The organism is bacterium, from assembly GCA_035528375.1.
In the GTDB taxonomy this organism is placed as follows: Bacteria; RBG-13-66-14; RBG-13-66-14; order RBG-13-66-14; family RBG-13-66-14; genus RBG-13-66-14.
On the sequence record DATKYS010000072.1, the window covers coordinates 44,655 to 64,625 of the forward strand.

Sequence of the window (19,971 nt, forward strand, 5' to 3'; positions counted from 1 at the left end):
GGGGTAAAATGGGCTTCAGGAGGCGGAGATGGACGGCATAACTGTAGACCAGCGTCGGCTCGATGCCCTGTGCCGCCGGTGGAGAATCGTTGAGTTGGCGCTCTTTGGCTCTTTTCTACGCGGCGACGATACTAAAGAGAGCGACGTGGACCTGTTGGTGACCTTCGATCCCGAAGCCGGTTGGTCGCTTTTCGATTTCGTCGAACTGCAGGACGAACTCTCCAGTCTGCTTGGGCGAAAGGTGGACCTGGTGAGCCGCCGGGGTTTAGAACGCAGCCTAAACCCCATCCGGCCGAAGGAAATCTTGTCAACGGCGAGGGTAATCTATGCCTGCGAGGGATAGAAGTCATCTGTTCGACATTCTCGGGGCCCTGAATTCCATCCGGGCCTTTATTGCCGGCGTGGACCACGATTCCTTCGTGAAGAACGACATGTTGCTGTCGGCGGTCATCCGCAAGCTGGAAATCCTCGGCGAAGCGACAAAGCGCCTATCGCCTGAGTTTCGCTCCGCCCACCCCGGTGTACCCTGGACGATGATGTCAGGTATGAAGGACGTCTTAATCCACGATTACGACCAGGTGGATGTGGAGCTCGTTTGGAAAACGGTATCGTACGAGGCGGACGAGACGAGGCGGATGGTAGAGAAACTTATCGGCGAAGGGGACCCGGACTCCGGTAGCATGCCAAATGATTAACGACGACACGGCCCCCGTCATCGAATCCGAGGGGCTGACCAAGGTTTTTCGCGTATTCCGGCGCCGGTCCGGCATCGGGGGCGCCATCGTCAACCTCTTCAAGCGCGAGTATGAAGAGATCCGGGCCGTGGACGGGGTGAGCTTCGCCATCCAGCCCGGGGAGATTCTCGGCTACATCGGCCCCAACGGCGCGGGCAAATCCACCACCATCAAGATGCTCTGCGGCATCATCCGCCCCACCGAGGGAAGCTGCCGCGTCCTGGGCCGTGACCCCCACCGCCAGCGCGTGGCCAACGCCCGGGAAATCGGCGTCATGTTCGGCCAGCGCTCCCAGCTCTGGTGGGACATCGCCGTTCAGGAGAGCTTCCGGCTGCTGGAGAAAATCTACGAGGTTCCGCGTGACGAGTTCAAAAAGAACCTGGACTTCTTCATCGAGGTGCTGGAGCTGGGAGACCTGTTACGCCTGCCGGTGCGCAAGCTCTCCCTGGGCCAGCGGGTGCGGTGCGAGCTGGCCGGGACCCTTCTGCACAACCCCCGGGTCGTGTACCTGGACGAGCCCACCATCGGCCTCGACGTCTCGGTGAAGCAGCGCATCCGGGAGTTCCTCTCCCACGTGGCCACCGAGCGCCGGACCACCGTCATGCTCACCACCCACGACCTGGCGGACATCGAGCGGCTGGCGAAGCGTATAATGATAATTGACCGGGGGAGGATCATCTACGACGGGCCGCTGACGGAGTTCAAGCGGACATTCGGTCGCCGGCGGGTCGTGTACCTGGATACGGAAGGTCCGGCGTCGCTGGATGCCGCGGAGCTGGCGGCCGCCCTCGCCATCCCCCGCGAGGCTTTGGAGGTGCGGCTGGGGGAGCGCAACGGGCTGTCGGTGGGGTTCGACCCGAAGGAGACGACGGCCAAGGAGGTCATCGCCGCCTGCCTCACCCGCCTGACCGTCCGCGACCTGACGATCAGCGAGCCGAAGATAGAGAGCATCGTCCGGCACATTTACGACGACCGCATGGACAACTACCCCCACGATGCCGATCCGATGGCCCGGACCGCCGGGCGGCGCGCGGGACGGCGGCGACGGATATGAACGGAAGCCAGCTCGGACGATAGTCCATTCCAAAATCTAAGGAGCACGATGCGCAAAGCTCTCTGCGTATGGCTGGCGGCGGCGGGCGCCGCGTCGGCCCTGCCCGTCCCCGGCGCGCAGACGACGGGCATGGACCCCTTCGTCCGCCTGATAGTCACCGTGGGGGTCATCCTGGTTTTTGCGCTCCTGACCTGGTTCATCCTCGGGCGGCTGGTGAAGCTGCGCAACGAGATGGCCGAGGAGAAGGCCTGCGGCCACGCGGCCAAGCTGGTGGCGGAGATGCTCATCGCCGGGGCGCCGCTGGGCTACGAGGTGGTCGAGGAGCTCATAGATTCCTGCCGACGGGAGTACAAGGTCCCGCTGACGCGCCTGACCGTGGCCGACCTGTTGGAGGACGTGCAGGCGCGGGTGCTGATGGACGAGCTGCTCACGCCGCGGCTGAAGGGGGAGTACCTCGAGGAGCTGCGGCGGCATCTGGACGAGGCCCAGAAGCGCGACGCCCGGCCGGCCAAGAAGACGGAGACCGTGAAGGGCAAGCTCAAGGAGTCGCTCTCCGAGATGAAAGCCGCCCTGGAGGCGGGGGACGTGGAGAAGGCCAAGGTGATTTTCGTGAACATAAAAAAGGCGGCCTTCGAGGTGTACCGCTTCGGCGCGGCCTTCAACCCGCTCTACGACGCCCTGGCCCTGGCCCGCAAGCACCCGCGGGTGGCGCTCTTCGGCGCCGTCATCTACTTCGGCCTCTTCCTGTTCACCCTGTTGACGGTCTGGAGCATGTGAGGCTGCTGTTCAGCGGGAGGTGCGTCATCCAGGCGCGTAGAACGGGTCATTGGAGTGCGGAGGATAAACTTATCTTTAGAGATTATTCAGCACAGCGGATGAGGGGGGCTGTAGCCCTAAAAGGAATGCCCCTCCCGGGGCACTCCTCCGCTAACCCATTCGGGTTATCCACCTCTAGCCGACTGGATTGTCCGTATACTACCATAACCCCAAAGGCTAAAGCGGGATGGATTTCAGTAGGTTAGTAGACAGTAGGCATTCCTGCCGCGCCTTCGACCCGGACCGCCCGGTGCCGGAGGATTTGATTACCCGGTGTCTCCGGGCGGCGCAACTGGCACCCAGCGCCTGCAACGCCCAGCCCTGGCGATTCGTCGTGGTCACCGAGGCGGATAAACGGCGACTGATTTGCGACGAGGCCCTGGGCGGCATGGTGCCGAACAGATGGGCCGCGGACGCCCCGGTCCTCGTGGTCCTGGCGGCGGTCAGAAAGCTCGGCATCGCGCGCCTCGGCGAGGGCATCAAGGACATCCCCTATCATTTGATGGACTGCGGCGCGGCGGGCGAGCACCTCGTCCTGGAGGCCACGGAGCTGGGGCTGGCCACCTGCTGGCTCGGTTGGTTCAAGGAGAAACCGCTCAGAAAACTCATCCACGCGCCGGGGTCCTGGAAGCTCCTGGCCATCATCGCCCTCGGCTGGCCCGCGGAAAGTTGGGAGCCCGCGAAGCGTAGCCGGGTGGAACTCGGAGAGGCGGCCTTCCGCGGAGACGCCGGTACGCCGTGGAGCGTGGAGGGGTAGCTTATGAATATGGACGGCGTAATCACCCGATGGGTGGAGAGGATACAGGTCAAACTCGACGAGCTTTTACCGAAAAAACCCAACGAGGAGGAGTTCCGCCAGGCGATTCACCCGCTCCTGGCGGCTTTCTGCGCCGAATTCGGGGTCCGCGCCGAGATTTCCGACGGGTACACCCTGTCCACCGGCCGGAACGATTCCGCCTTCAACCGCGTCGTCGTCGGATACCCACATCCGGGATATCTCAGCCTGAACTTCACCCGGGCGACGGATTACGCCATCGGAGACTTTCTGGGATACCTCCACCGGCTGGCCGAGGACGAAACGAGCGGGATTCGGCGTCTGGCCGGAGCGCTCTTCGACGGTCGCTGCATCGTATTCGTCCAGTGCATAGACGGGGATTGGCGGGAGGATTACATCGCCGAGGTAGACCGGGGCACCCTGGAGCGGCTGCTGATTATGCTTTTGGGGACCGCGCCGGGCGGCGACCGTTAGTCGTGGAAAGACCTGTTAATTAGTAGTGTTACAAAGAAGGCGAAAGTTTTTTTTGTATTTATATTTGACAGAAAGCCCTTTTATCTCTAAACTTACTGTGATTTATAACTTTTCTTACGGAGGGTATGTGCGCAGGGTACTGATTTTCGTGTTTCTACTCGCTGCCGGCTCACTGGGTGCGGAGAAGATAAAGCTCGCCTTCATCGGTCTGGATGCTGCGGGAGTCAGTGAGTCCGCGGCGGCGGGGATTGCGGATGCAATCCTGGATACCCTGATCAATACCCACCGTTTCGACGTGGTCGAACGGGAAAAGCTTGCGGCCATACTCGAGGAGCAGGCCCTGACATTATCGGGGTGCACGTCAACCGAGTGCATCGTGGAGGTCGGCCAGTTGGCCGGTGCCGATAAAGTCCTCGTCGGAAAGGTTTCCCAGGTGGGAAGCATCTACACCTTAACCTTGCGTTTAGCGGACATAACAACCGGTAAATTAGAATATTCGGACTCCGCCGATGCCATAAACGTGGAATATCTTGTTAACGAAGGGCGTTCGATCGTGCAACGGTTCGCCGACAGCATCCCGGTGACGGGTAAGGTTATCGGCGTGGATAAAGGCATAATAAAGGTGAATCTGGGTACGCAGGAAAACCTGAGCCCAGGCGATGAGCTCGAGGTTTACCGGATTGGCGAAGAATACTACGACCCGGAAACGGGTTTACTCGTAGGGCATGACATTATCGAATTGGGTAAGGCGGTTGTCTCCCGCGTTATTGAAGCGGCCTTATCGGAAGCCAAGCTGAGGGGGGAATTCGAAGTCACGACCGGCGACAGGGTACGTTTAGCTGGAATCACCAGTACAAGCGGATATAGACGTGAAATTACATTAGATGAATTCCAAATCCATCTCGGCGGGGGATACCCCTTTATCGGAGATTTCTCCATCGCCTACTCCAGTCGGGGAGAAGGCTACTTCGGTCTGTCGGTGGCCACTATATTAATGGATAAGGGTATCGGCTTGGACCCTGACAAGTACGTCGCGCGGTCGGGATCACCGATGCTTACACTGGACTACGATTTCTATTTCGGCCGTATCTTTCGGGTGTATGCAGGTCTCGGAGCTGGAATATTCATCAGATTCGGCGAAGACGACTCCACGTTACTCTTCATAGGCAAGGCAAAGGCTGGTGTGGAGTACCGTTTCTCTTCCTGGTTGGGGGTAAGCATCGGTGCCGATTACTACCCATTCATCGGCAGCCCCGGGCAGCCACAGATAACCAGCCCGGGCGGCACGGGCAGCACGGACAATCAAAGTGGGATTATATGGTTCGGAAAGGCTCTTAACACGCGGATCGGCGTCGAGTTCTACCTCTAACGGTTTGCACAGGCGTTATTCACAGGAGTACGGGATGAAGAGGTACAGCGGACTCATCTTTATCATTATCTCCGCGGTCCTGGCTTTTTCGCTGGGTTGTGTCAGCGACCTTTTGGGTTTGCTCGGAGAACAAAAACTCTCGGAGTGGCAGATAGAGACCGTGGATTCGGGTGGCTTCACTTCTCTGGCGCTGGATTCTTTCGACAACCCCCACATTTCTTATTACGACGACTACAACGGAAATCTCAAGTACGCCTGGTGGGACGGAACCGTCTGGCAGATCGAGACCGTGGACTCGGCGGATTACGTGGGTATGTACACCTCCCTGGCGCTGGATTCCTTGGACTACCCCCACATTACTTATTACGACGGCATCAACGGTAATCTCAAATACGCCTGGTGGGACGGAACCGTCTGGCAGATCGAGACCGTGGACTCGGCGGATTACGTGGGTATGTACACCTCCCTGGCGCTGGATTCCTCCGACAACCCCCACATTTCTTATTACGACGGATACAACGGTGATCTCAAATACGCCCGCTGGAACGGTGCCGCCTGGCATATTGAGACCGTGGACTCGGTGGGATACAGTGGCGGTTACACCTCCCTGGCGTTGGATTCCTCCGACTATCCGTTCATATCATATTCTTATGAGGATGATTATGAAGGAAACTGTTATGTCAAATGCGCCCGCTGGGACGGCGCCGTCTGGCAGATTGAGACCGTGGATTCAGCGGGAATTGAAGGCGGTTACGCCTCCCTGGCGCTGGATTCCTTGGATTACCCCCACATTTCTTATTACGACAGCAACGATAATGTTCTCAAATACGCCCATTGGGACGGCGCCGGATGGCAGACCGAGATCGTGGGGTCATGGGGAGCGGAGTATCTTACCGGGACCAACACATCCCTGGCGCTGGATTCCTCCGACTACCCCCACATCTCTTATATTGCTGAGTACCAGGGTTACCTCAATTACGCCCGCTGGGACGGCGAAACCTGGCAAATTGAGACCGTGGACTCGGCGGGAAACAGCACCAGCTACACCTCACTGGCGCTGGATTCCTTGGACAACCCCCACATTTCTTATTACATCTACAACACCGGTGAGCTCAAATACGCTCACGGGGAGTGATGCGGATTCGGAGGGGATGTTTACAGAGGCCGGCGACGATAAGACAAGGGGCTTGAGCCCCTTGTTCATTACTGAGAGCTGAAAGGTTTACTCTGTGGGGCCATGTAATAAAAGCGGGAGCGCATCCCGCCTTCTTTATTACCCCTCTCCCTAGCCCGTGCCTCGCAGGCCTCCCCAGAGGGGCGAGGGGATTAAAACTACCGGGCCTGGACCAACACCCGGATGGCGGTGCCCGGGAAAACCACGTTCTCCACGTACTCGCCGTACTCGTCCAGGTAATCCGTCTCCACCCAGCCGTTGTCTATCCCCTGCTGGGCCTGGTAGTCATCCCAGTCGGCGATGTCCACGTCGTCGTCCCACTCGTCGCCTCCCGGGTACTGCCAGTCGGTGAGGGACATGACGTTCCCGGAGGTTTTCTCCGCGTACCAGGCGAAGAAGAGGAAGTAAGTCCCCTCGTCCTCCGGGGCGTTGAGGTTCAGGGTCACATCGAAGGTGGCCTTCCCGGAGGGGATGTTTATGGTGATTTCCCAATAACTCGACTTGTGGTCGCCGAAGCTGGGGGTGGCGGCCAGGGGGGCGGTGCTGGATGAGGAGCCGGCGTTGTAGGTCTCCAGGGTGACCAGGCCGACGATGTTCTCGCCGGGGGCCACAGTCAGGACGGGATCGGACGGGTCGAGGTCCTGCTCGTTCACCAGGGCGGAGACCAGTGTGCAGGTGGAGGTTTCGGTCTCCGAGGGGCCGGTGGGGTCGTCGCAGCCGAAGTTGGGGAATGTGCAGCCTACGATGGGCGCTTCGTCCGAAGCCCCTCCCACCAGTTGGGGCCCCGCGAGGAGCAGCACGGTGAGGAGGAAGAGGTAGAAGGACGCAGGCCGGTTCTTCAAGATGACTCCGCGGACGTGTGCACCACTAGCTTATGAGCGACGGGGCGCATTGTCAAGGCTCCGTCTTTAGAAGAAGACGCGCTTCAGATCGGAATAGAGGGCGTAAAGCAGGAGGAAGCCCAGCAGCACGATACCGATGTACTGTATCCTCTGACGCACCTTCAGTGACAGGGGCCGGCCGCGGACCGCCTCCACGACCAGGAGCGTGACCATCCCCCCGTCCAGCATGGGAATCGGCAGGGTGTTCATGATGCCCAGCATGACCGAGAGGAGGGCGACGAAGCGCAGGAACACGCTGAGGCCCGCCTCGGCCATCTTACCCGAGACGGAGGCGATGGCGATGGGTCCCCCGATGGCTTCCGAGGCTGGTATGCGCTGGGCCAGGAGGAGGTAGAGGACGGTGTAGAACTCGAGGGCCGCGGAGAAGGTTTCGTCCGCCGATTGCCCGAGGGCGCCGAAGAGCCCCGGGGCCATGTGTCGCACCTCGCCGCCAAGAGTGAACGCCCGTTCGTCGAGATGATCGAGAGGGACGTCCAGGGCGAAGCTTTTCCCGCCGCGCTGGAAGGCGACGGTAACTTCGACTGGCGGATTTTCCATCTTTTTCAGCTCGTCCAGGCGCGCCGTGTAATCGTCGGCGCTCGCCACCGGGGTGCCCGCCAGCGACTGTATCCGGTCTCCCACTCGGAAGCCCAGGTCCTCCCCCGGGGGGTAGAGGGCGCTCACCACCGGCTCGAGGTGGACCCGGACGCCGACCTGGGCGAAGCCGGTCTCGGGGTTCACCCAGGGGGTCAGGGTGAGCTCCCGTCTCGCGCCATCCCGCTCGACGTCGAAGGTCAACTCTTCCCCCGTGTGGAGGGTGATGCGGCGGCTGAGCTCGCTCCAGTCAGTGATGGGCTCGCCGTCCACGGCGACGACGAGGTCCCCGGGCAGGAGTCCGGCCCGCGAGGCGGGACTGGGCTTACCCTCGGGCAGTTCCCCGATGACCTCCCCGATTACCGGCTCGAGGTGGAGCTCGTCGTAACCGCCCAGGTTGACGGCGAAGTTTAAAAGGAGCGCCAGGACGACGTTGGCCAGCGGGCCCGAGAGGTAGACGATGATCCTCTTCCAGGCCGGGGTGGAGTTGATGTGGGTGGGCTCGGCGGACAACGGGTTCTCGGCGGCGTCTCCCGCCAGGCGGACGTAACCGCCGATCGGCACGAGGGAGAGACAGTAGTCGGTCTCACCGCGCCGGATGCCGAAAAGGCGCTTGCCGATGCCGATGGAGAATCGCTGGACGCCGATACCGAGGATTTTCGCGGCGACGAGGTGCCCAAACTCGTGGACAGCCACCACCAGCCCGAAGGAGATTACGAACCCGAGGATGTCGAAGAAGATGCCTTGCAATGCCTTAGGGGGGTGGCGGTATTTACAATCCGCGATTCACGAGCGCGGCCGCCCGCTCCTTCGCGGCGTCCAGGGCGGAGCGAACCTCGCCCAGGGTGGTGTACCCCGGCGCGCCCAATTCGTCCAAAACGCGCTCCAGGACGCGCGGTATGTCGGTGAACCGGATTCTCTCCGTCAGAAAGGCCTCCACGGCGACCTCGTCGGCGGCGGAGAGGTGCGCCGGCGCCAGGCCGCCCGCGGAGAGCGCCCGCCGGGCCAGACCCAACGCCGGAAAACGGTTCTCGTCAACCGGGAAGAACTCGAGTCCGTCCGTCTGTGTCAGGTCGAGTCTCGGCGCGGGGCCCGCGACCCGGTCCGGGTGGGTCAGGGCGTACTGGATCGGCAGGAGCATGTCGGGCCGACCGAGCTGGCCCAGCACGGAGCCGTCGGCGAACTCCACCAGGCTGTGCACCACGGACTGGGGATGGACGAGCACCTCTACGTCGTGGATTCCGAAGAGCCAGTGGGCCTCGATGAGCTCCAGCCCCTTGTTGAAGAGGGTGGCCGAGTCCACGGTTATCTTGGCCCCCATGCTCCAGTTGGGGTGGCGGAGGGCCTCGCTGGGGGTTACGTCCGTCAGATCGGATCGGTTCAGGAAGGGGCCGCCCGAGGCGGTGATGATGAGCCGGGCGACCTCGCTCCGGGGGCGGTCGCCCAGGCACTGCCAGATGGCCGAGTGCTCCGAATCTATGGGGAGCAGCTCCACATCGTGCTCTTTGACGGCTTCGATGAAGAGCGACCCGGCGGCGACCAGAACTTCTTTGTTGGCCAGGGCCACGTCCATGCCGGAGCGGACGGCTTCGTAGGTCGCCTCGAGAGCCACGGAACCGGAGCTGGCGGCGACGAAAGTGTCCGCCCCGTCCACCCGGGCGAGCTTTAAGAGGCCCTCGGTCCCCGACGCGACCTCGGTTCCGAATCCAGCCGTCTTCTTCGCCAAAGCCTCCGCGGCGGGTTCGTCGAAGAGGAAGGCCAGACGCGGCCTGAACTCCTCGATTTGGGCGAAAACCTCCTCGACCTCGTCCAGGGCCCCCAGGGCGACGACCGGAAACCCGAGGGACCGCGCGACGGTGAGCGTCTTGAGTCCGATGGAGCCGGTCGAGCCGAGAATGGAGAGCGTCCGTTTACGCATGGAAAATCAGCCCAGGGTGCCGTTCCAGAGTCCGATGTGTTGGAGACTTATCAGATAGAGGCATACTGCGGGCATGACCAGAAGGAAGCTGTCCAGCCGGTCCAGGAGGCCGCCGTGGCCGGGTACGATGCTGCCGGTGTCTTTCAGCCCCGCGTCGCGTTTGATCGCCGAGACGGCCAGATCGCCCAGGAGGGCCGCCAGCGCGACCACCACACCTAGAATGAGGATGTATCTCCCCCGGATACCGGCGTTCAAGAGGTAGGTTTCGAGGGTCAAGGCGCCGCCTGCGGCCAGAACGACGCCGGCGACGAGCCCCTCCACGGTCTTTTTCGGTGACAGATGCGGGGCGAGCTGATGCCTGCCGAAGAGTGAGCCGACGATGTAGGCCCCGGTGTCCGCGATCCAGAGCGCGGCCAGGGTAACCACCAGCAGCGGCCCACCCCGGGTCCCATGTCCCAGAAGCACCGCCGCCCCCGTCCCCAGGCCCAGGTAGAACGAGGTGAGGACACTGCGGGCGAAAATTTCCAGCGCGCCCTCGTACCGACGCCGCAGAACCGTCAGCGCGTTGACCAGCACCGCGGCCAGGGACCCGTAGGCCAGGCCCTCGACCCCGCGGAACCAGGCGCCGGCCAGAATGACCAGGGCGCCCAGGCCGCTCAGGAAGGGATCGGCCGCCTTTCCCTTCTCCCGGGTCAGGTTGCGCATTTCGTACACGCCGCCGATGACGCACAGACCCATCAGGATGACCCAGCGCCAGGTGGAGCCGTACCAGGCGCAGAAGAGAAAAACACCGGCCCAGACCAAGCCGGAAAGGGTTCGTAAAAGGAAATTCGGAGCTTTTTCTTCCATGACCGCGTACCGCGCAGTTTAATCGAAGTTTACGTCAAAATCCACCACGCCCGGTTCCCTGACGGTGAGCGTCAGGTGGTAGGCGCCCGCCGCCCCTTATCCCCGCCGACGCCGCCGAAGCGGCGTTCCCGCCCCTCGTAGTCCTTGAGCGCCAGGTAGAGCTCCTCCCGGGAAAAATCGGGCCAGAAGACCTCGGTGAGGTAGAGCTCGGCGTAGGCTATCTGCCAGAGCAGGAAATCGGACACGCGCAGCTCGCCCGAGGTCCGAATCAACAGGTCCACCTCGGGCTGACCGGCGGTGTAGAGCCTTTGGGCGAAGGCGTCCTCGTCCACGGGACCGGCGGGTAGCGTCCCCTGCCTCTCCTCCTCCAGGAGCCGGTTGACCGCGCCCAGAATCTCCTTCCGGCCGCCGTAGCTCACCGCCAGGTTGAGGTTGAGCCCGGTGTTCTTGGCCGTCATCTCTTCGTCCCCGCGGGCGGCCTCACGCACCGCCTCGGGGAGCATACCCCGCTCGCCGAGTGCCCGGAAGCGGATGTTGGAGTACATCATCTCCCCGAGCTCGCTCTTGAGGTACTTGACCAACAGGCGCATCAGGGCGTCCACCTCGACCTTGGGGCGCTTCCAGTTGTCCAGGCTGAAGGCGTAGAGGGTAAGCGACTCGATTAACAAGTCGCCGCAGGCCCGGGTGATGTCCTTGGCCCGCTCCATGCCGCGGCGGTGGCCGAAGATGCGCGGCTTGCCCCGGGCGGCGGCCCAGCGGCCGTTACCGTCCATGATTATCGCCACGTGGCGCGGGAGCCGCGTGAAGCGCGGGACCTCGGGCTTCTGGCTCTGGGTGTCGAAACGGGGCAAGGGCTTTTTCGAAGGGTCGAGGGCGTAGGCAGTATATCGGTCGAAACGCTGGACTGTCAAGGGAATGTCGGCCGCGGCTTTTCTCCCGGAACTGAACACGGTCCGCTTCTCATCGGCTGGGTGGAGTATGACGCCGACACGCCGGACATCCTCGAAACGTCCTGGTGACGCCGTTTTTCTACGACCGAAGGGCGGCCCGACGACCGCCTTTTCATTTTGATGACTTCAGTCTGTTGACGCCTGAAAAACGGCCTGTAAAATCATAATAGTCTGAGTGTGTATCACAGTAAAGGAGGAGAAATGGCGAAGTGGGCGGATTACCTCATCTCCTGCTGCACCTACGAGGAGGGACACATCGAGAAGGTGGGGGTGCGGGAACACTCGAACGGGGGCGTGGGGTCCGCAACAACGCGGACCCGTTCATGGGTGCTGGGCAGAATGGACGCGGGATACTCCTTCTGCACGATAACGAAGGACAGTGATGGAGAGTGGCGTAAAGGTGCGCTGGTCCACATCGTGACGGTCAACGGGAAACGCTACCTGCGCACGGACGCCAACTACAGAGAAAGCGATAATCTGGGCGAGCTGCCGGAATGCTGAGACGTTTTTAGGGTCAGGCGTTCGGTTGACTTTGCCGGCACCCCGTGGTAAACATGGGGTGTCATTTTAAAGGGACTCGCCCATGTATCGCGTCTTCCACCACAACGCTCTGACCCCCCACGGCGCCCGGGCCCGCCGGTTGCGCCGCCTCGCCCGTTTCTCCGATTCCGAGCCCCCCGCATAGCTTCAAAAATTTCCACCCCACCCCTTTCAAAGATTGGGTCCGCATCCGGGGGCAAGGGGTAAACCCCTTGTCTCCACTGGACCGCATCCGCACGGAGCGAAGCATGGACAGGAAAAAGGTCATCATCATGGGGGCCGCGGGGCGCGACTTTCACAACTTCAACACCTTCTTCCGCAAGAATCCCGCCTACGAGGTCGTGGCCTTCACCGCCGCCCAGATTCCCGACATCGAGGGCCGCCGTTACCCCCCGGAGCTCTCGGGGGAGCTTTACCCCGACGGCATCCCCATCCACGAGGAACAGGCGCTGCCCCGCCTGATCAAGGACCTGGGCGTGGACTTCGTCGTCTTCGCCTACTCGGACGTCTCCCATTCCTACGTCATGCACCGGGCCGGCCTGGTCAACGCCGCCGGGGCAAGCTTTTTACTACTGGGCGGCCCCGCGGTGACCCTGGAGAGTTCCAAGCCGGTCATCGCCGTCTGCGCGGTCCGGACCGGATGCGGCAAGAGCCAGACCAGCCGCCGGATAATAGACCTCCTCCAGGCCGCCGGAAAAAGGGTCGTCGCCGTCCGCCACCCCATGCCCTACGGCGATTTGGCGAAACAGCGGGTGCAGCGCTACGCCGAGCTCGCCGACCTGGAGGCCCACGAGTGCACCATCGAGGAGATGGAGGAGTACGAGCCGCACATCGCCGCGGGCAACCTCATCTACGCCGGCGTGGATTACGAGGCGATTCTGCGCGAGGCGGAGAAGGAGGCCGACGTCATCATCTGGGACGGCGGCAACAACGACACGTCGTTCTACCGAGCCGATCTGACCGTGGTGGTGACGGACCCCTTCCGGGCGGGGGACGAGCTCTCCTACTACCCCGGCGAGACGAACCTGCGCCTGGCCGACGTGATAGTCATCAACAAGCTGGGGGCCGTGCCCCCGGAGAAGCTGGCCCTCCTGCGGGAGAACATCCGCGCCACGAATCCCGGGGCCGTGGTGGTCGAGGCGGCCAGCCCGATCTTCGTGGACGACCCGACGGTCATCACCGGGAAGCGGGTGCTGGTCATCGAGGACGGCCCGACGCTCACCCACGGTGGGATGAAGTTCGGGGCCGGGACGGCGGCGGCGGAGAGGTTCGGCGCGGCGGAGCTCATTGACCCGCGCCGGTGGGCCGTGGGCAGTATCGCCGAAACCTTTGACAAGTACCCCGGAATCGGAGTACTCCTGCCCGCCATGGGTTACGGCTCGGCCCAGGTCGAGGACCTGGAGGCAACGATCAAAGGGATGGTCAAGGACGAGGCCATAGACTCCGTGGTCGTCGGGACGCCGATAAACCTCGGGCGCCTCGTAAAAATCCCCTGCCCCTCGACGCGGGTGCGCTACGAGCTCCAGGAGATAGGGCGACCGACCCTGGAGGATGTTCTGCGGGAGCGGGCGTTCATCTGAGACGAAAGAGACGGGCGACCCCGAGGTCATCGAACACCGGATGTAGGGCGGCCCCGTACGACGAGTCCTCTGCGGGCCGCCGCATGGATTTCCCTCTCCCCGTGGGAGAGGGCCGGGGTGAGGGCTTCCGCTGGTCCCCTACCCCCTCTGGGGGGAGGGTCAGGGTGAGGGGTAAAAAAACGGGCGGGTGTGGACACCCGCCCCTACGTCACCTGCCGGTACTCACCCTCACCCGGCGAACCGAGGATGACGCCCCCCGATTCCAGAAAATCGTCCTGGACGATGGCGGATACGTCCTTCAACACACAGGCGACTTCCTCGACCTCGCGCACGCCCTCGGCCACGGCCTCGGCCAGGGCCCGGGTGTTTCCGGACTTCTAGAAATAGCCCACCGGAACCTGTATTTTCACTCCTTCTTCCTCTGCGTCTTAATCAGTTTTTCAATCCAGCCGGTCAAGAACCAGCAGCCGAGGGCGACCAGGCTCCCCCAGACCATCCCGGCCAGAACGTCCGTGGGCCAGTGCACCCCGAGGTACACACGGCTCAAGCCCACCAGGAGGGCCAGGGGGTAGGCGCCCCAGGCCAGCCTCTTATCACCTAATGTGGCCACCAGGGCCCAGGCGAAGAGGTTCGCCGCGTGGAGACTGGGCAGGGAGCCCACGTTCGCCGCGTGGACCACCCAGCCAAAACTCCCGGCGGGCAGGGCGTAGCAGGGTCGCATACGAGCGAAGAATGGCTTTAAAACGCGGTAGCCGATGAGATCGGAGAGTCCCACGGCCAGGATGAGGGCCGCGATCACGCGCAGGGCCCCCCACCTTTTTGTGTAGAGGAACCAGGCGCAGACGACGAGCCCCAGGGCGATGCCGAACCACCGGTTCGTCACAACGGTGAAGAGCCCGTCGAGGAATGGGTTCCCCGCCGAGTTGAGCGCCCGGAAGAGGGCCAGGTCGAATCGGTCGTAATAAGCGGTGAGCTTTTCCAGCATGGGCCGAACGACCGTTCTTTATGCGCCGATGAGCGTCCAGCAGGCTTCCATGACGTTCTCGACGATAATCTCGGCGAGGCAGGCCAGGTCCCGGCGGCGGGGGCAACGCTCCAGGCCGTTCTTGGTGCAGGGTCGGCAATCCATCTCCCGCTCCAGGACCCGCACGTGCGCCCCGCGGGGAAAGTAGCCGAGTTGGCGGGTCGTCGGGCCGAAGAGGGCTACGGTGGGCGTCCCCACGGCCGTCGCCAGGTGCGTGAGCCCGGTATCGTTGCCCACGACGGCGGCGCAGCGTTGGAGTAAGGCGGCCGTATCCGTAAGCTCCCGCCGACCTGCGAACGACACGGCCCCGGGGCCGATCTCCGCGGCGATGGAGTCGCAGAGCCCGGCGTCGTCGGGGCCGCCGAAGAGGAGGCAGGTCCCGCCGAATCTTTTCGTCAACCGGCTCCCCAACTCGGCGAAGTGCGGCCAGCTTTTGTTCCAGGAGCTGGCCACCGGTATCAGCCCCCACAGGGGAGGGGTGATTTCCGCCAGCGGGGTGTCGGCTATATGCAGAGATTCTCCCGGCGGGTGAACGTCCGGCGGGTCGCCGTCGTCGGTCAGCCCCAGCCTGGCCCCGACCTCGATGCACACCGCGGGCTGGTCGCCCCGGTTCTTTAACAAATCCAGCTTGAAGACGATCAAAAGCCAGCGCCGCAGCGTCGCCTTGTGAATCCGAAGAACCCTGCCCGGTCGCGCCATCCGGGCCAGGGGAATCGAGCGCAGGTTCTTGTGCAAATCGAAGACGGCGTCGTAGCGTTCCCCGCGCAGCCGCCGACCGGTTTCCAACAGGGGCGCCGATTCATCGAAGCGGAGAACGCGGTCCACGGCGGGATGCGACGCGATGAGCCCGGCGTAGAGCGCCTTCGTCAGGAAGTGAACCTCGGCCTCGGGGAACCGCCGACGCAGGGCGCGCAGGAACGGCGTCGTCAGAATCACGTCGCCCATGGAGGACAGGCGGATGACCAGAAACTTCATCTCTTCCGTTTCCGCAGGGCGGTCAGTTTCCGCCAGGTGGTCCGCTCCAGGAAGCTCCCCGGGACGTCGCGGTCCATTTCCCAAAACATCCGCCAGGGAACGGAGAAGGTCAGGTAGCGGTCGCCTATCAGGGCGTTGACGCACAACCTCGCGGAGAGGTCCGTCAGGCCGACGACGGCCCGCGGCGTTTCCCGCTCCGCCTCGCGGTAGACGTGGATGCCTATCTGGTGACAGCCGGCGCCCATCGGAATGATTACGTTGTCCGCGGTCCCCCGGCCGTAGTTGGCCAGAACGACCAGGGCGGAGAGCTGGTCCGGGTCGGCCAGGACGGTCACGGATAGTGGCTCGTCGTCCGGCTGGACGGTGGAGAGCGGCCGGAGGACCACGTACCTTTGAAAAATCTCTACGGCCGGCAGCTCCTTGACGAAGAGCTTCACCAGCTCTGGGTTTTTGAGGTAACGCTCGCCGTCGAGGAAGTCATCGCTCATCCCGGCTTCCGACAGGCCCAACTCCTTCAAATGGGGGCGGTTGCCGGTGGAGAGGAAGCGGTAGAAACCCTCCTCGCCGCCGGGCATGTGTGAAACGCCTTTTGCGAATCCCAGGCCGATGAGCCCGCCCCGGCAGGACACCGTGTCACTTTCCAGGGCGACCGTTTCCCCCCGGGCCGCGTCCACCAGATAGCGCATCACGCAGGCCCTGCCTTTACTCGGCGTCCGGGCTCCGGGGGGCGCCTCGTCGGCGAGGGATAGCGCCACCGGCTGGTATTCCAACCCGAGCGCCCGGGCGAGCACGCTGTCCATACCGTTTTACCTCCACCCTGAACGCGCACGGGGAAATACAGACGAACATCAGTAAGAGGTTGGTAAGACCGATGTGGTAAAAAACTCCAAAATCCATTAGTTGCCCATGTCCAAGCCGAAGGGCTGAGCGACGAAGGACGGTTAAAGGGTGCCGTAATCCCGCAGGGCGTAGATGGGAACGTAGGCTAGCCAGCGCAGAGCCATCAGCGGCAATCACAAGCCGTTGAGACGCTCGAGGGCCTCCCCGTTCCTGGCGACACCCCGGGGGTCGAACACGGCGCGGAACAAAAGGGCGACGGCGGCGGGGTGGCGCATCGTTCAGCGGGCCGGACCGTCTTCACCGGCTCGACCGGTGGTCTCACCCTTCAGCTTGACCAGCTCCTCCATCAGGTCCGTCTGGACCTCCTGGATTTCCAGGAGGCGCTGCCACTGGTGGTGGATGATGTGGTCCAGCCGCTCGCCCAGGGAGCGAATCTCTATCTCGCTCTTGAGGTTGACCTCGTAGTCGCGCTGGGAGTGCAGTCGGTCCTTGGCGGCCTGGCGGTTCTGGCTCATCATGATTATCGGCGCCTGGATGGCCGCCAGGCAGGAGAGCACCAGGTTCAACAGGATGAAGGGGTAGGGATCGAAGGGGCGACTCATGAGCAGAAAGGCGTTCAGACCGATCCACCCCAGGAGAATCGTGAAGAAGATGATGATGAACCGCCAACTCCCGCCGAAGGAGGCGATTTTGTCCGCCGTCCGCTGGCCCAGGGTCAGCCTGCCCTCGAACTCCTCGTTGACGTCCTTGCTCAGGAGCTCCTGGTGGCTCAGGCTGCGCACGACGTTGGCCTCGAGGTCGGTGAGCTCGCCGAGGTCGCTCTGGATCAGGCGCTCCACGTAGAGCGCCCGGTAGCGGTTGAGGTCGTCGTTGCAGATGGGCTGGGACGGGTCCCAGTCGGGATGGTCTTTTTTAATGAGCTCCACCAGGCTGGGGCGCACCGCCTCCCCGGGCACCAACTCGGCGGCGGGAAGCCGTCGGCCGCAGACGGGGCAGACGTCGTCCGGTTTCACGGCGGGCATGGCTTATCCTCCGTCTCAGTGGGTCAGGGCGTAGATGATGATGTTGACGCCCATCTCGAGGGCCGCCTCGCGGATTTCCCAGGGGTCCTTGTGCACCTCGGGGTCCTCCCAGCCGTCGCCCAGATCGCACTCGTGGGTGTAGAAGAGGACGAGCCGGCCGTTCCGAAAGATTCCGTAGCCCTGGGGCGGCTCGCCGTCGTGCTCGTGGACCTTGGGCAGACCTTCAACGAAATCGAAGAAGCAGTGGTAGATGGGGTGGTCGAAGGGGAGCAGGACGAGCTCCTCGTCGGGGTACAGGCGAAGAATCTCCCGGCGGATGTAGGGGTCCAGTCCGTAGTTGTCGTCTATGTGGAGAAAGCCGCCTCCGTCCAGGTAGCGGCGGAGCTGCTCCAGCTCCAGAGGGGTGAAGCTGACGTTGCCGTGGCCGGTGAGGTAAAGGTAGGGGTAGTCGAAGAGCTCGGGGGTCGCCGGCTCCACCACGACCTCGTCGGGGGCGACCTCCAGCCCCGTCGAATCGTGGAGGAATTTCAACAGGTTGGGCAGGGAGCTGGGGTCGGAGTACCAGTCTCCGCCGCCGCCGTAGTGCAGCCGGGCGATGGTGAAGACCGCCGGGGGCTCGGCCGCCTGGACCGTCGCCGCGAAGAGGAGCAGAATGTAAAATGCCGCCTTTCTCATCCGGGGGGAATTATACCCGAAGACCGGGGAAAATTTCGCGAATCCCGCCGTGGGCGGCCAGGCTTTACAAAGGTACCGCATTGTGATAGTTTTAGCCGGTCCACTGCCATCTTTCCAAGGAGCATCCATGTTGCGGTGTCTGTTTCTGGCGGCGTCTCTCGTTTTTCTATTCACGGGCTGCGGTGGACCCAGCCTGTCCGGCGCGGCGGCCGACCTGGAGGACAAGGGCAACGCCCCGGAAGTGCGCCTGGCGGCGGTGGACGACCTCATCGCCACCGGCGACGCGGAGGCGGTAGCCCATCTGCACCGCGTTCTGGAGGACGAGGGAGAGGACCCGCGGATCCGGGCCAAAGCCGCGGGCGGGCTCGGCTCCTTCCAGAATCCCGACTCGGTTGATATTCTGGTCAAGGCTCTCGACGATCCCGACCCCGAGGTGCGCCGCCAGGCGGGACGCAGCCTGGTTCAGTTCGGCGAGCGGGCGGTGCAGCCGCTGATCCGCACCCTCGGCTTCACGCCCGAGGAATTGGATGACACGGAGCTCTACAACGCGGCCGAGGAGAGGCGCATCGCCGCCAGCCGCGCCCTGGTGGCCATCGGCGAGCCGTCCGTCGGCCCCCTGAACGCCGCCCTCGCCGAGTACGAGCGGGAGAGCTTCTACAAGGCCATGCTCGCCTTCGCCAACCCGAAGATGCCCCTTTACAAAGAGGTTACCGCCGCCATTCAGGGATACACACCCAATCCCGCCGAGGACTTCGCCGACACGAAGATAGACGGCGTGGGGCGCTTTTTGAACCGCATCGGCAACGAGAACGCCATCCCGCGCAAGTACATCACCCTGAGCCTCCAGTCGCTCCAGAAGCCGCCCCCCACGTACCTGGAGACCCTTCGTGCCGATTCCGCCTCGAACACGGCGCTGGAAGTCACCCAACGGGTGTTCGGGCAGCTCAAGATGAACGCCATCAACGCCCTCATCACCAAGCGCGAGAGCGAGGACAGGGCCCTGCAGGTGATGTGCACCCACTATCTGGGCTACCTGGGCCTCACCGAGGCCACCACGGCCCTGGTGGACATCCTCGCCGACACCACCGAGTACGCCGGGCAGGACGTCAAGAAGGTCGCCCTCGAATCCCTGGGGCGGATAGGCACCGCCAAGGCGATTTCCGCGCTCTTCGACGCGCTGAAGTACCCCGACCTGCGCGAGACGGCGGCGGACATGCTCGAGGCCAACGGCGCCCCGGCGACGAAGCTCCTGTTGGCCAGGCTGTCGGACCCCGATCCCAAGCTCCGCGCCTTCGCCATCTGGTTCTTCGGCTACACGCAAAACCGGGACCTGCAACTGGCGGCCCTGCCGAAGCTTTTGGAAAATCTGACCCAGGAGGTCAAGGTTCTGCGGGAGAACGCCGCCGTGGCCCTGGGGAAGATGCCCGCCGTGGCCTTCGAGAAAGTCGCGGCCCTGGCCGCCGACGAGCGTCCCGAGGTGCGCCAGGCCGTGGCCATCGCCCTGGGCGAGATGGCCGTCCCCGAGGCCGGGCCATACCTTGACGAGCTGGCCGCGGACGGGAACGAAAACGTGGCCCAGTCGGCCCGGGAGGCGCTTTTGAGGCTGTAGGGCTATGCGTGAACCGAATAAAAGGGATGCGACGGGGTCGCATCCCTTATGAGTCATTGTAGCGTGCTGTGCCTAACGTGGAAACCATGCAAAAGTTTTGCCCTCGCCTAACGGCGGG

22 protein-coding genes are annotated in these 19,971 nt (G+C 63.2%); 11 read left to right on the plus strand and 11 right to left on the minus strand.

The window, feature by feature from the left end; translation table 11 throughout:
• The first annotated feature begins 28 nt into the window (after positions 1-28).
• The 8 genes from VM054_05410 (at position 29) to VM054_05445 (ending at position 6,357) form a co-directional block, all read left to right on the plus strand.
• Positions 29-343, plus strand: coding sequence for a nucleotidyltransferase family protein (locus tag VM054_05410; protein ID HUT98500.1), 315 nt, complete (start codon positions 29-31; stop codon positions 341-343).
• Positions 327-695 carry a DUF86 domain-containing protein gene (locus VM054_05415; protein HUT98501.1) on the plus strand — a complete coding sequence of 123 codons (369 nt, stop codon included), beginning with the start codon at positions 327-329 and terminating at the stop codon, positions 693-695. The genes VM054_05410 and VM054_05415 overlap by 17 nt, the downstream gene beginning before the upstream one ends.
• Positions 688-1,788, plus strand: a complete 1,101-nt coding sequence (locus VM054_05420) for an ATP-binding cassette domain-containing protein (GenBank protein ID HUT98502.1) — start codon at positions 688-690, stop codon at positions 1,786-1,788. The genes VM054_05415 and VM054_05420 overlap by 8 nt, the downstream gene beginning before the upstream one ends.
• 48 nt (positions 1,789-1,836) lie before the next feature.
• Positions 1,837-2,565 carry a hypothetical protein gene (locus VM054_05425; GenBank protein HUT98503.1) on the plus strand — a complete coding sequence of 243 codons (729 nt, stop codon included), beginning with the start codon at positions 1,837-1,839 and terminating at the stop codon, positions 2,563-2,565.
• A gap of 226 nt (positions 2,566-2,791) precedes the next feature.
• On the plus strand, positions 2,792-3,361 hold the full coding sequence (locus VM054_05430; GenBank protein ID HUT98504.1) for a nitroreductase family protein: 570 nt from the start codon (positions 2,792-2,794) through the stop codon (positions 3,359-3,361).
• 9 nt (positions 3,362-3,370) lie between these two features.
• Positions 3,371-3,853 carry a hypothetical protein gene (locus VM054_05435; protein HUT98505.1) on the plus strand — a complete coding sequence of 161 codons (483 nt, stop codon included), beginning with the start codon at positions 3,371-3,373 and terminating at the stop codon, positions 3,851-3,853.
• Positions 3,854-3,980: 127 nt separating this feature from the next.
• On the plus strand, positions 3,981-5,222 hold the full coding sequence (locus VM054_05440; protein ID HUT98506.1) for a CsgG/HfaB family protein: 1,242 nt from the start codon (positions 3,981-3,983) through the stop codon (positions 5,220-5,222).
• Between the two features lie 34 nt (positions 5,223-5,256).
• Positions 5,257-6,357, plus strand: a complete 1,101-nt coding sequence (locus tag VM054_05445; GenBank protein ID HUT98507.1) for a hypothetical protein — start codon at positions 5,257-5,259, stop codon at positions 6,355-6,357.
• 197 nt (positions 6,358-6,554) lie between these two features.
• Here VM054_05445 and VM054_05450 read toward each other — a convergent pair whose 3' ends face one another.
• The 5 genes from VM054_05450 to VM054_05470 form a co-directional block, all read right to left on the minus strand.
• Positions 6,555-7,238, minus strand: a complete 684-nt coding sequence (locus VM054_05450; protein HUT98508.1) for a hypothetical protein — start codon at positions 7,236-7,238, stop codon at positions 6,555-6,557.
• Between the two features lie 66 nt (positions 7,239-7,304).
• Positions 7,305-8,621 carry an RIP metalloprotease RseP gene (gene rseP / locus VM054_05455; protein ID HUT98509.1) on the minus strand — a complete coding sequence of 439 codons (1,317 nt, stop codon included), beginning with the start codon at positions 8,619-8,621 and terminating at the stop codon, positions 7,305-7,307.
• A gap of 22 nt (positions 8,622-8,643) precedes the next feature.
• Positions 8,644-9,789, minus strand: a complete 1,146-nt coding sequence (dxr, locus tag VM054_05460) for a 1-deoxy-D-xylulose-5-phosphate reductoisomerase (GenBank protein ID HUT98510.1) — start codon at positions 9,787-9,789, stop codon at positions 8,644-8,646.
• 6 nt (positions 9,790-9,795) lie between these two features.
• The gene (locus VM054_05465) at positions 9,796-10,638 is read right to left on the minus strand and encodes a phosphatidate cytidylyltransferase (protein ID HUT98511.1); all 843 of its coding nucleotides are present in this window, start codon (positions 10,636-10,638) and stop codon (positions 9,796-9,798) included.
• Between the two features lie 71 nt (positions 10,639-10,709).
• On the minus strand, positions 10,710-11,489 hold the full coding sequence (locus VM054_05470) for an isoprenyl transferase (GenBank protein HUT98512.1): 780 nt from the start codon (positions 11,487-11,489) through the stop codon (positions 10,710-10,712).
• 300 nt (positions 11,490-11,789) lie between these two features.
• Between VM054_05470 and VM054_05475 the strand changes: the two genes are divergently transcribed.
• On the plus strand, positions 11,790-12,089 hold the full coding sequence (locus VM054_05475) for a DUF3892 domain-containing protein (GenBank protein HUT98513.1): 300 nt from the start codon (positions 11,790-11,792) through the stop codon (positions 12,087-12,089).
• A 287-nt stretch (positions 12,090-12,376) separates the two neighbouring features.
• On the plus strand, positions 12,377-13,708 hold the full coding sequence (locus VM054_05480; protein HUT98514.1) for a cyclic 2,3-diphosphoglycerate synthase: 1,332 nt from the start codon (positions 12,377-12,379) through the stop codon (positions 13,706-13,708).
• 203 nt (positions 13,709-13,911) lie between these two features.
• On the opposite strand, the gene VM054_05485 is transcribed toward VM054_05480, so the two are convergent.
• The 6 genes from VM054_05485 to VM054_05510 form a co-directional block, all read right to left on the minus strand.
• On the minus strand, positions 13,912-14,052 hold the full coding sequence (locus tag VM054_05485; GenBank protein HUT98515.1) for a hypothetical protein: 141 nt from the start codon (positions 14,050-14,052) through the stop codon (positions 13,912-13,914).
• A gap of 62 nt (positions 14,053-14,114) precedes the next feature.
• Positions 14,115-14,693, minus strand: a complete 579-nt coding sequence (locus VM054_05490) for a phosphatase PAP2 family protein (GenBank protein ID HUT98516.1) — start codon at positions 14,691-14,693, stop codon at positions 14,115-14,117.
• Between the two features lie 18 nt (positions 14,694-14,711).
• Positions 14,712-15,707, minus strand: coding sequence for a glycosyltransferase family 9 protein (locus tag VM054_05495; GenBank protein HUT98517.1), 996 nt, complete (start codon positions 15,705-15,707; stop codon positions 14,712-14,714).
• Positions 15,704-16,507, minus strand: coding sequence for a DUF169 domain-containing protein (locus VM054_05500; GenBank protein ID HUT98518.1), 804 nt, complete (start codon positions 16,505-16,507; stop codon positions 15,704-15,706). Before VM054_05500 ends, VM054_05495 begins: the two co-directional genes overlap by 4 nt.
• A gap of 318 nt (positions 16,508-16,825) precedes the next feature.
• Complete coding sequence (locus VM054_05505) at positions 16,826-17,569, minus strand: DUF1003 domain-containing protein (GenBank protein HUT98519.1); 744 nt, start codon at positions 17,567-17,569, stop codon at positions 16,826-16,828.
• 15 nt (positions 17,570-17,584) lie between these two features.
• The gene (locus tag VM054_05510) at positions 17,585-18,244 is read right to left on the minus strand and encodes a DUF4159 domain-containing protein (protein HUT98520.1); all 660 of its coding nucleotides are present in this window, start codon (positions 18,242-18,244) and stop codon (positions 17,585-17,587) included.
• Positions 18,245-18,371: 127 nt separating this feature from the next.
• Between VM054_05510 and VM054_05515 the strand changes: the two genes are divergently transcribed.
• Positions 18,372-19,853: a HEAT repeat domain-containing protein gene (locus tag VM054_05515; protein HUT98521.1), complete on the plus strand. Its 1,482-nt coding sequence runs from the start codon at positions 18,372-18,374 to the stop codon at positions 19,851-19,853.
• The last annotated feature ends 118 nt before the right edge of the window (positions 19,854-19,971 follow it).

Excerpts from the sequence above, each read along its gene's own strand:
- VM054_05410 (HUT98500.1), top strand. The coding sequence starts at position 29 with ATGGACGGCATAACTGTAGACCAGCGTCGGCTCGATGCCCTGTGCCGC.
- VM054_05415 (HUT98501.1), top strand. The coding sequence starts at position 327 with ATGCCTGCGAGGGATAGAAGTCATCTGTTCGACATTCTCGGGGCCCTG.
- VM054_05420 (HUT98502.1), top strand. The coding sequence starts at position 688 with ATGATTAACGACGACACGGCCCCCGTCATCGAATCCGAGGGGCTGACC.
- VM054_05425 (HUT98503.1), top strand. The coding sequence starts at position 1,837 with ATGCGCAAAGCTCTCTGCGTATGGCTGGCGGCGGCGGGCGCCGCGTCG.
- VM054_05430 (HUT98504.1), top strand. The coding sequence starts at position 2,792 with ATGGATTTCAGTAGGTTAGTAGACAGTAGGCATTCCTGCCGCGCCTTC.
- VM054_05435 (HUT98505.1), top strand. The coding sequence starts at position 3,371 with ATGGACGGCGTAATCACCCGATGGGTGGAGAGGATACAGGTCAAACTC.
- VM054_05445 (HUT98507.1), top strand. The coding sequence starts at position 5,257 with ATGAAGAGGTACAGCGGACTCATCTTTATCATTATCTCCGCGGTCCTG.
- dxr (HUT98510.1), bottom strand. The coding sequence starts at position 9,789 with ATGCGTAAACGGACGCTCTCCATTCTCGGCTCGACCGGCTCCATCGGA.
- VM054_05465 (HUT98511.1), bottom strand. The coding sequence starts at position 10,638 with ATGGAAGAAAAAGCTCCGAATTTCCTTTTACGAACCCTTTCCGGCTTG.
- VM054_05475 (HUT98513.1), top strand. The coding sequence starts at position 11,790 with ATGGCGAAGTGGGCGGATTACCTCATCTCCTGCTGCACCTACGAGGAG.
- VM054_05480 (HUT98514.1), top strand. The coding sequence starts at position 12,377 with ATGGACAGGAAAAAGGTCATCATCATGGGGGCCGCGGGGCGCGACTTT.
- VM054_05490 (HUT98516.1), bottom strand. The coding sequence starts at position 14,693 with ATGCTGGAAAAGCTCACCGCTTATTACGACCGATTCGACCTGGCCCTC.
- VM054_05495 (HUT98517.1), bottom strand. The coding sequence starts at position 15,707 with ATGAAGTTTCTGGTCATCCGCCTGTCCTCCATGGGCGACGTGATTCTG.
- VM054_05500 (HUT98518.1), bottom strand. The coding sequence starts at position 16,507 with ATGGACAGCGTGCTCGCCCGGGCGCTCGGGTTGGAATACCAGCCGGTG.
- VM054_05505 (HUT98519.1), bottom strand. The coding sequence starts at position 17,569 with ATGCCCGCCGTGAAACCGGACGACGTCTGCCCCGTCTGCGGCCGACGG.
- VM054_05510 (HUT98520.1), bottom strand. The coding sequence starts at position 18,244 with ATGAGAAAGGCGGCATTTTACATTCTGCTCCTCTTCGCGGCGACGGTC.
- VM054_05515 (HUT98521.1), top strand. The coding sequence starts at position 18,372 with ATGTTGCGGTGTCTGTTTCTGGCGGCGTCTCTCGTTTTTCTATTCACG.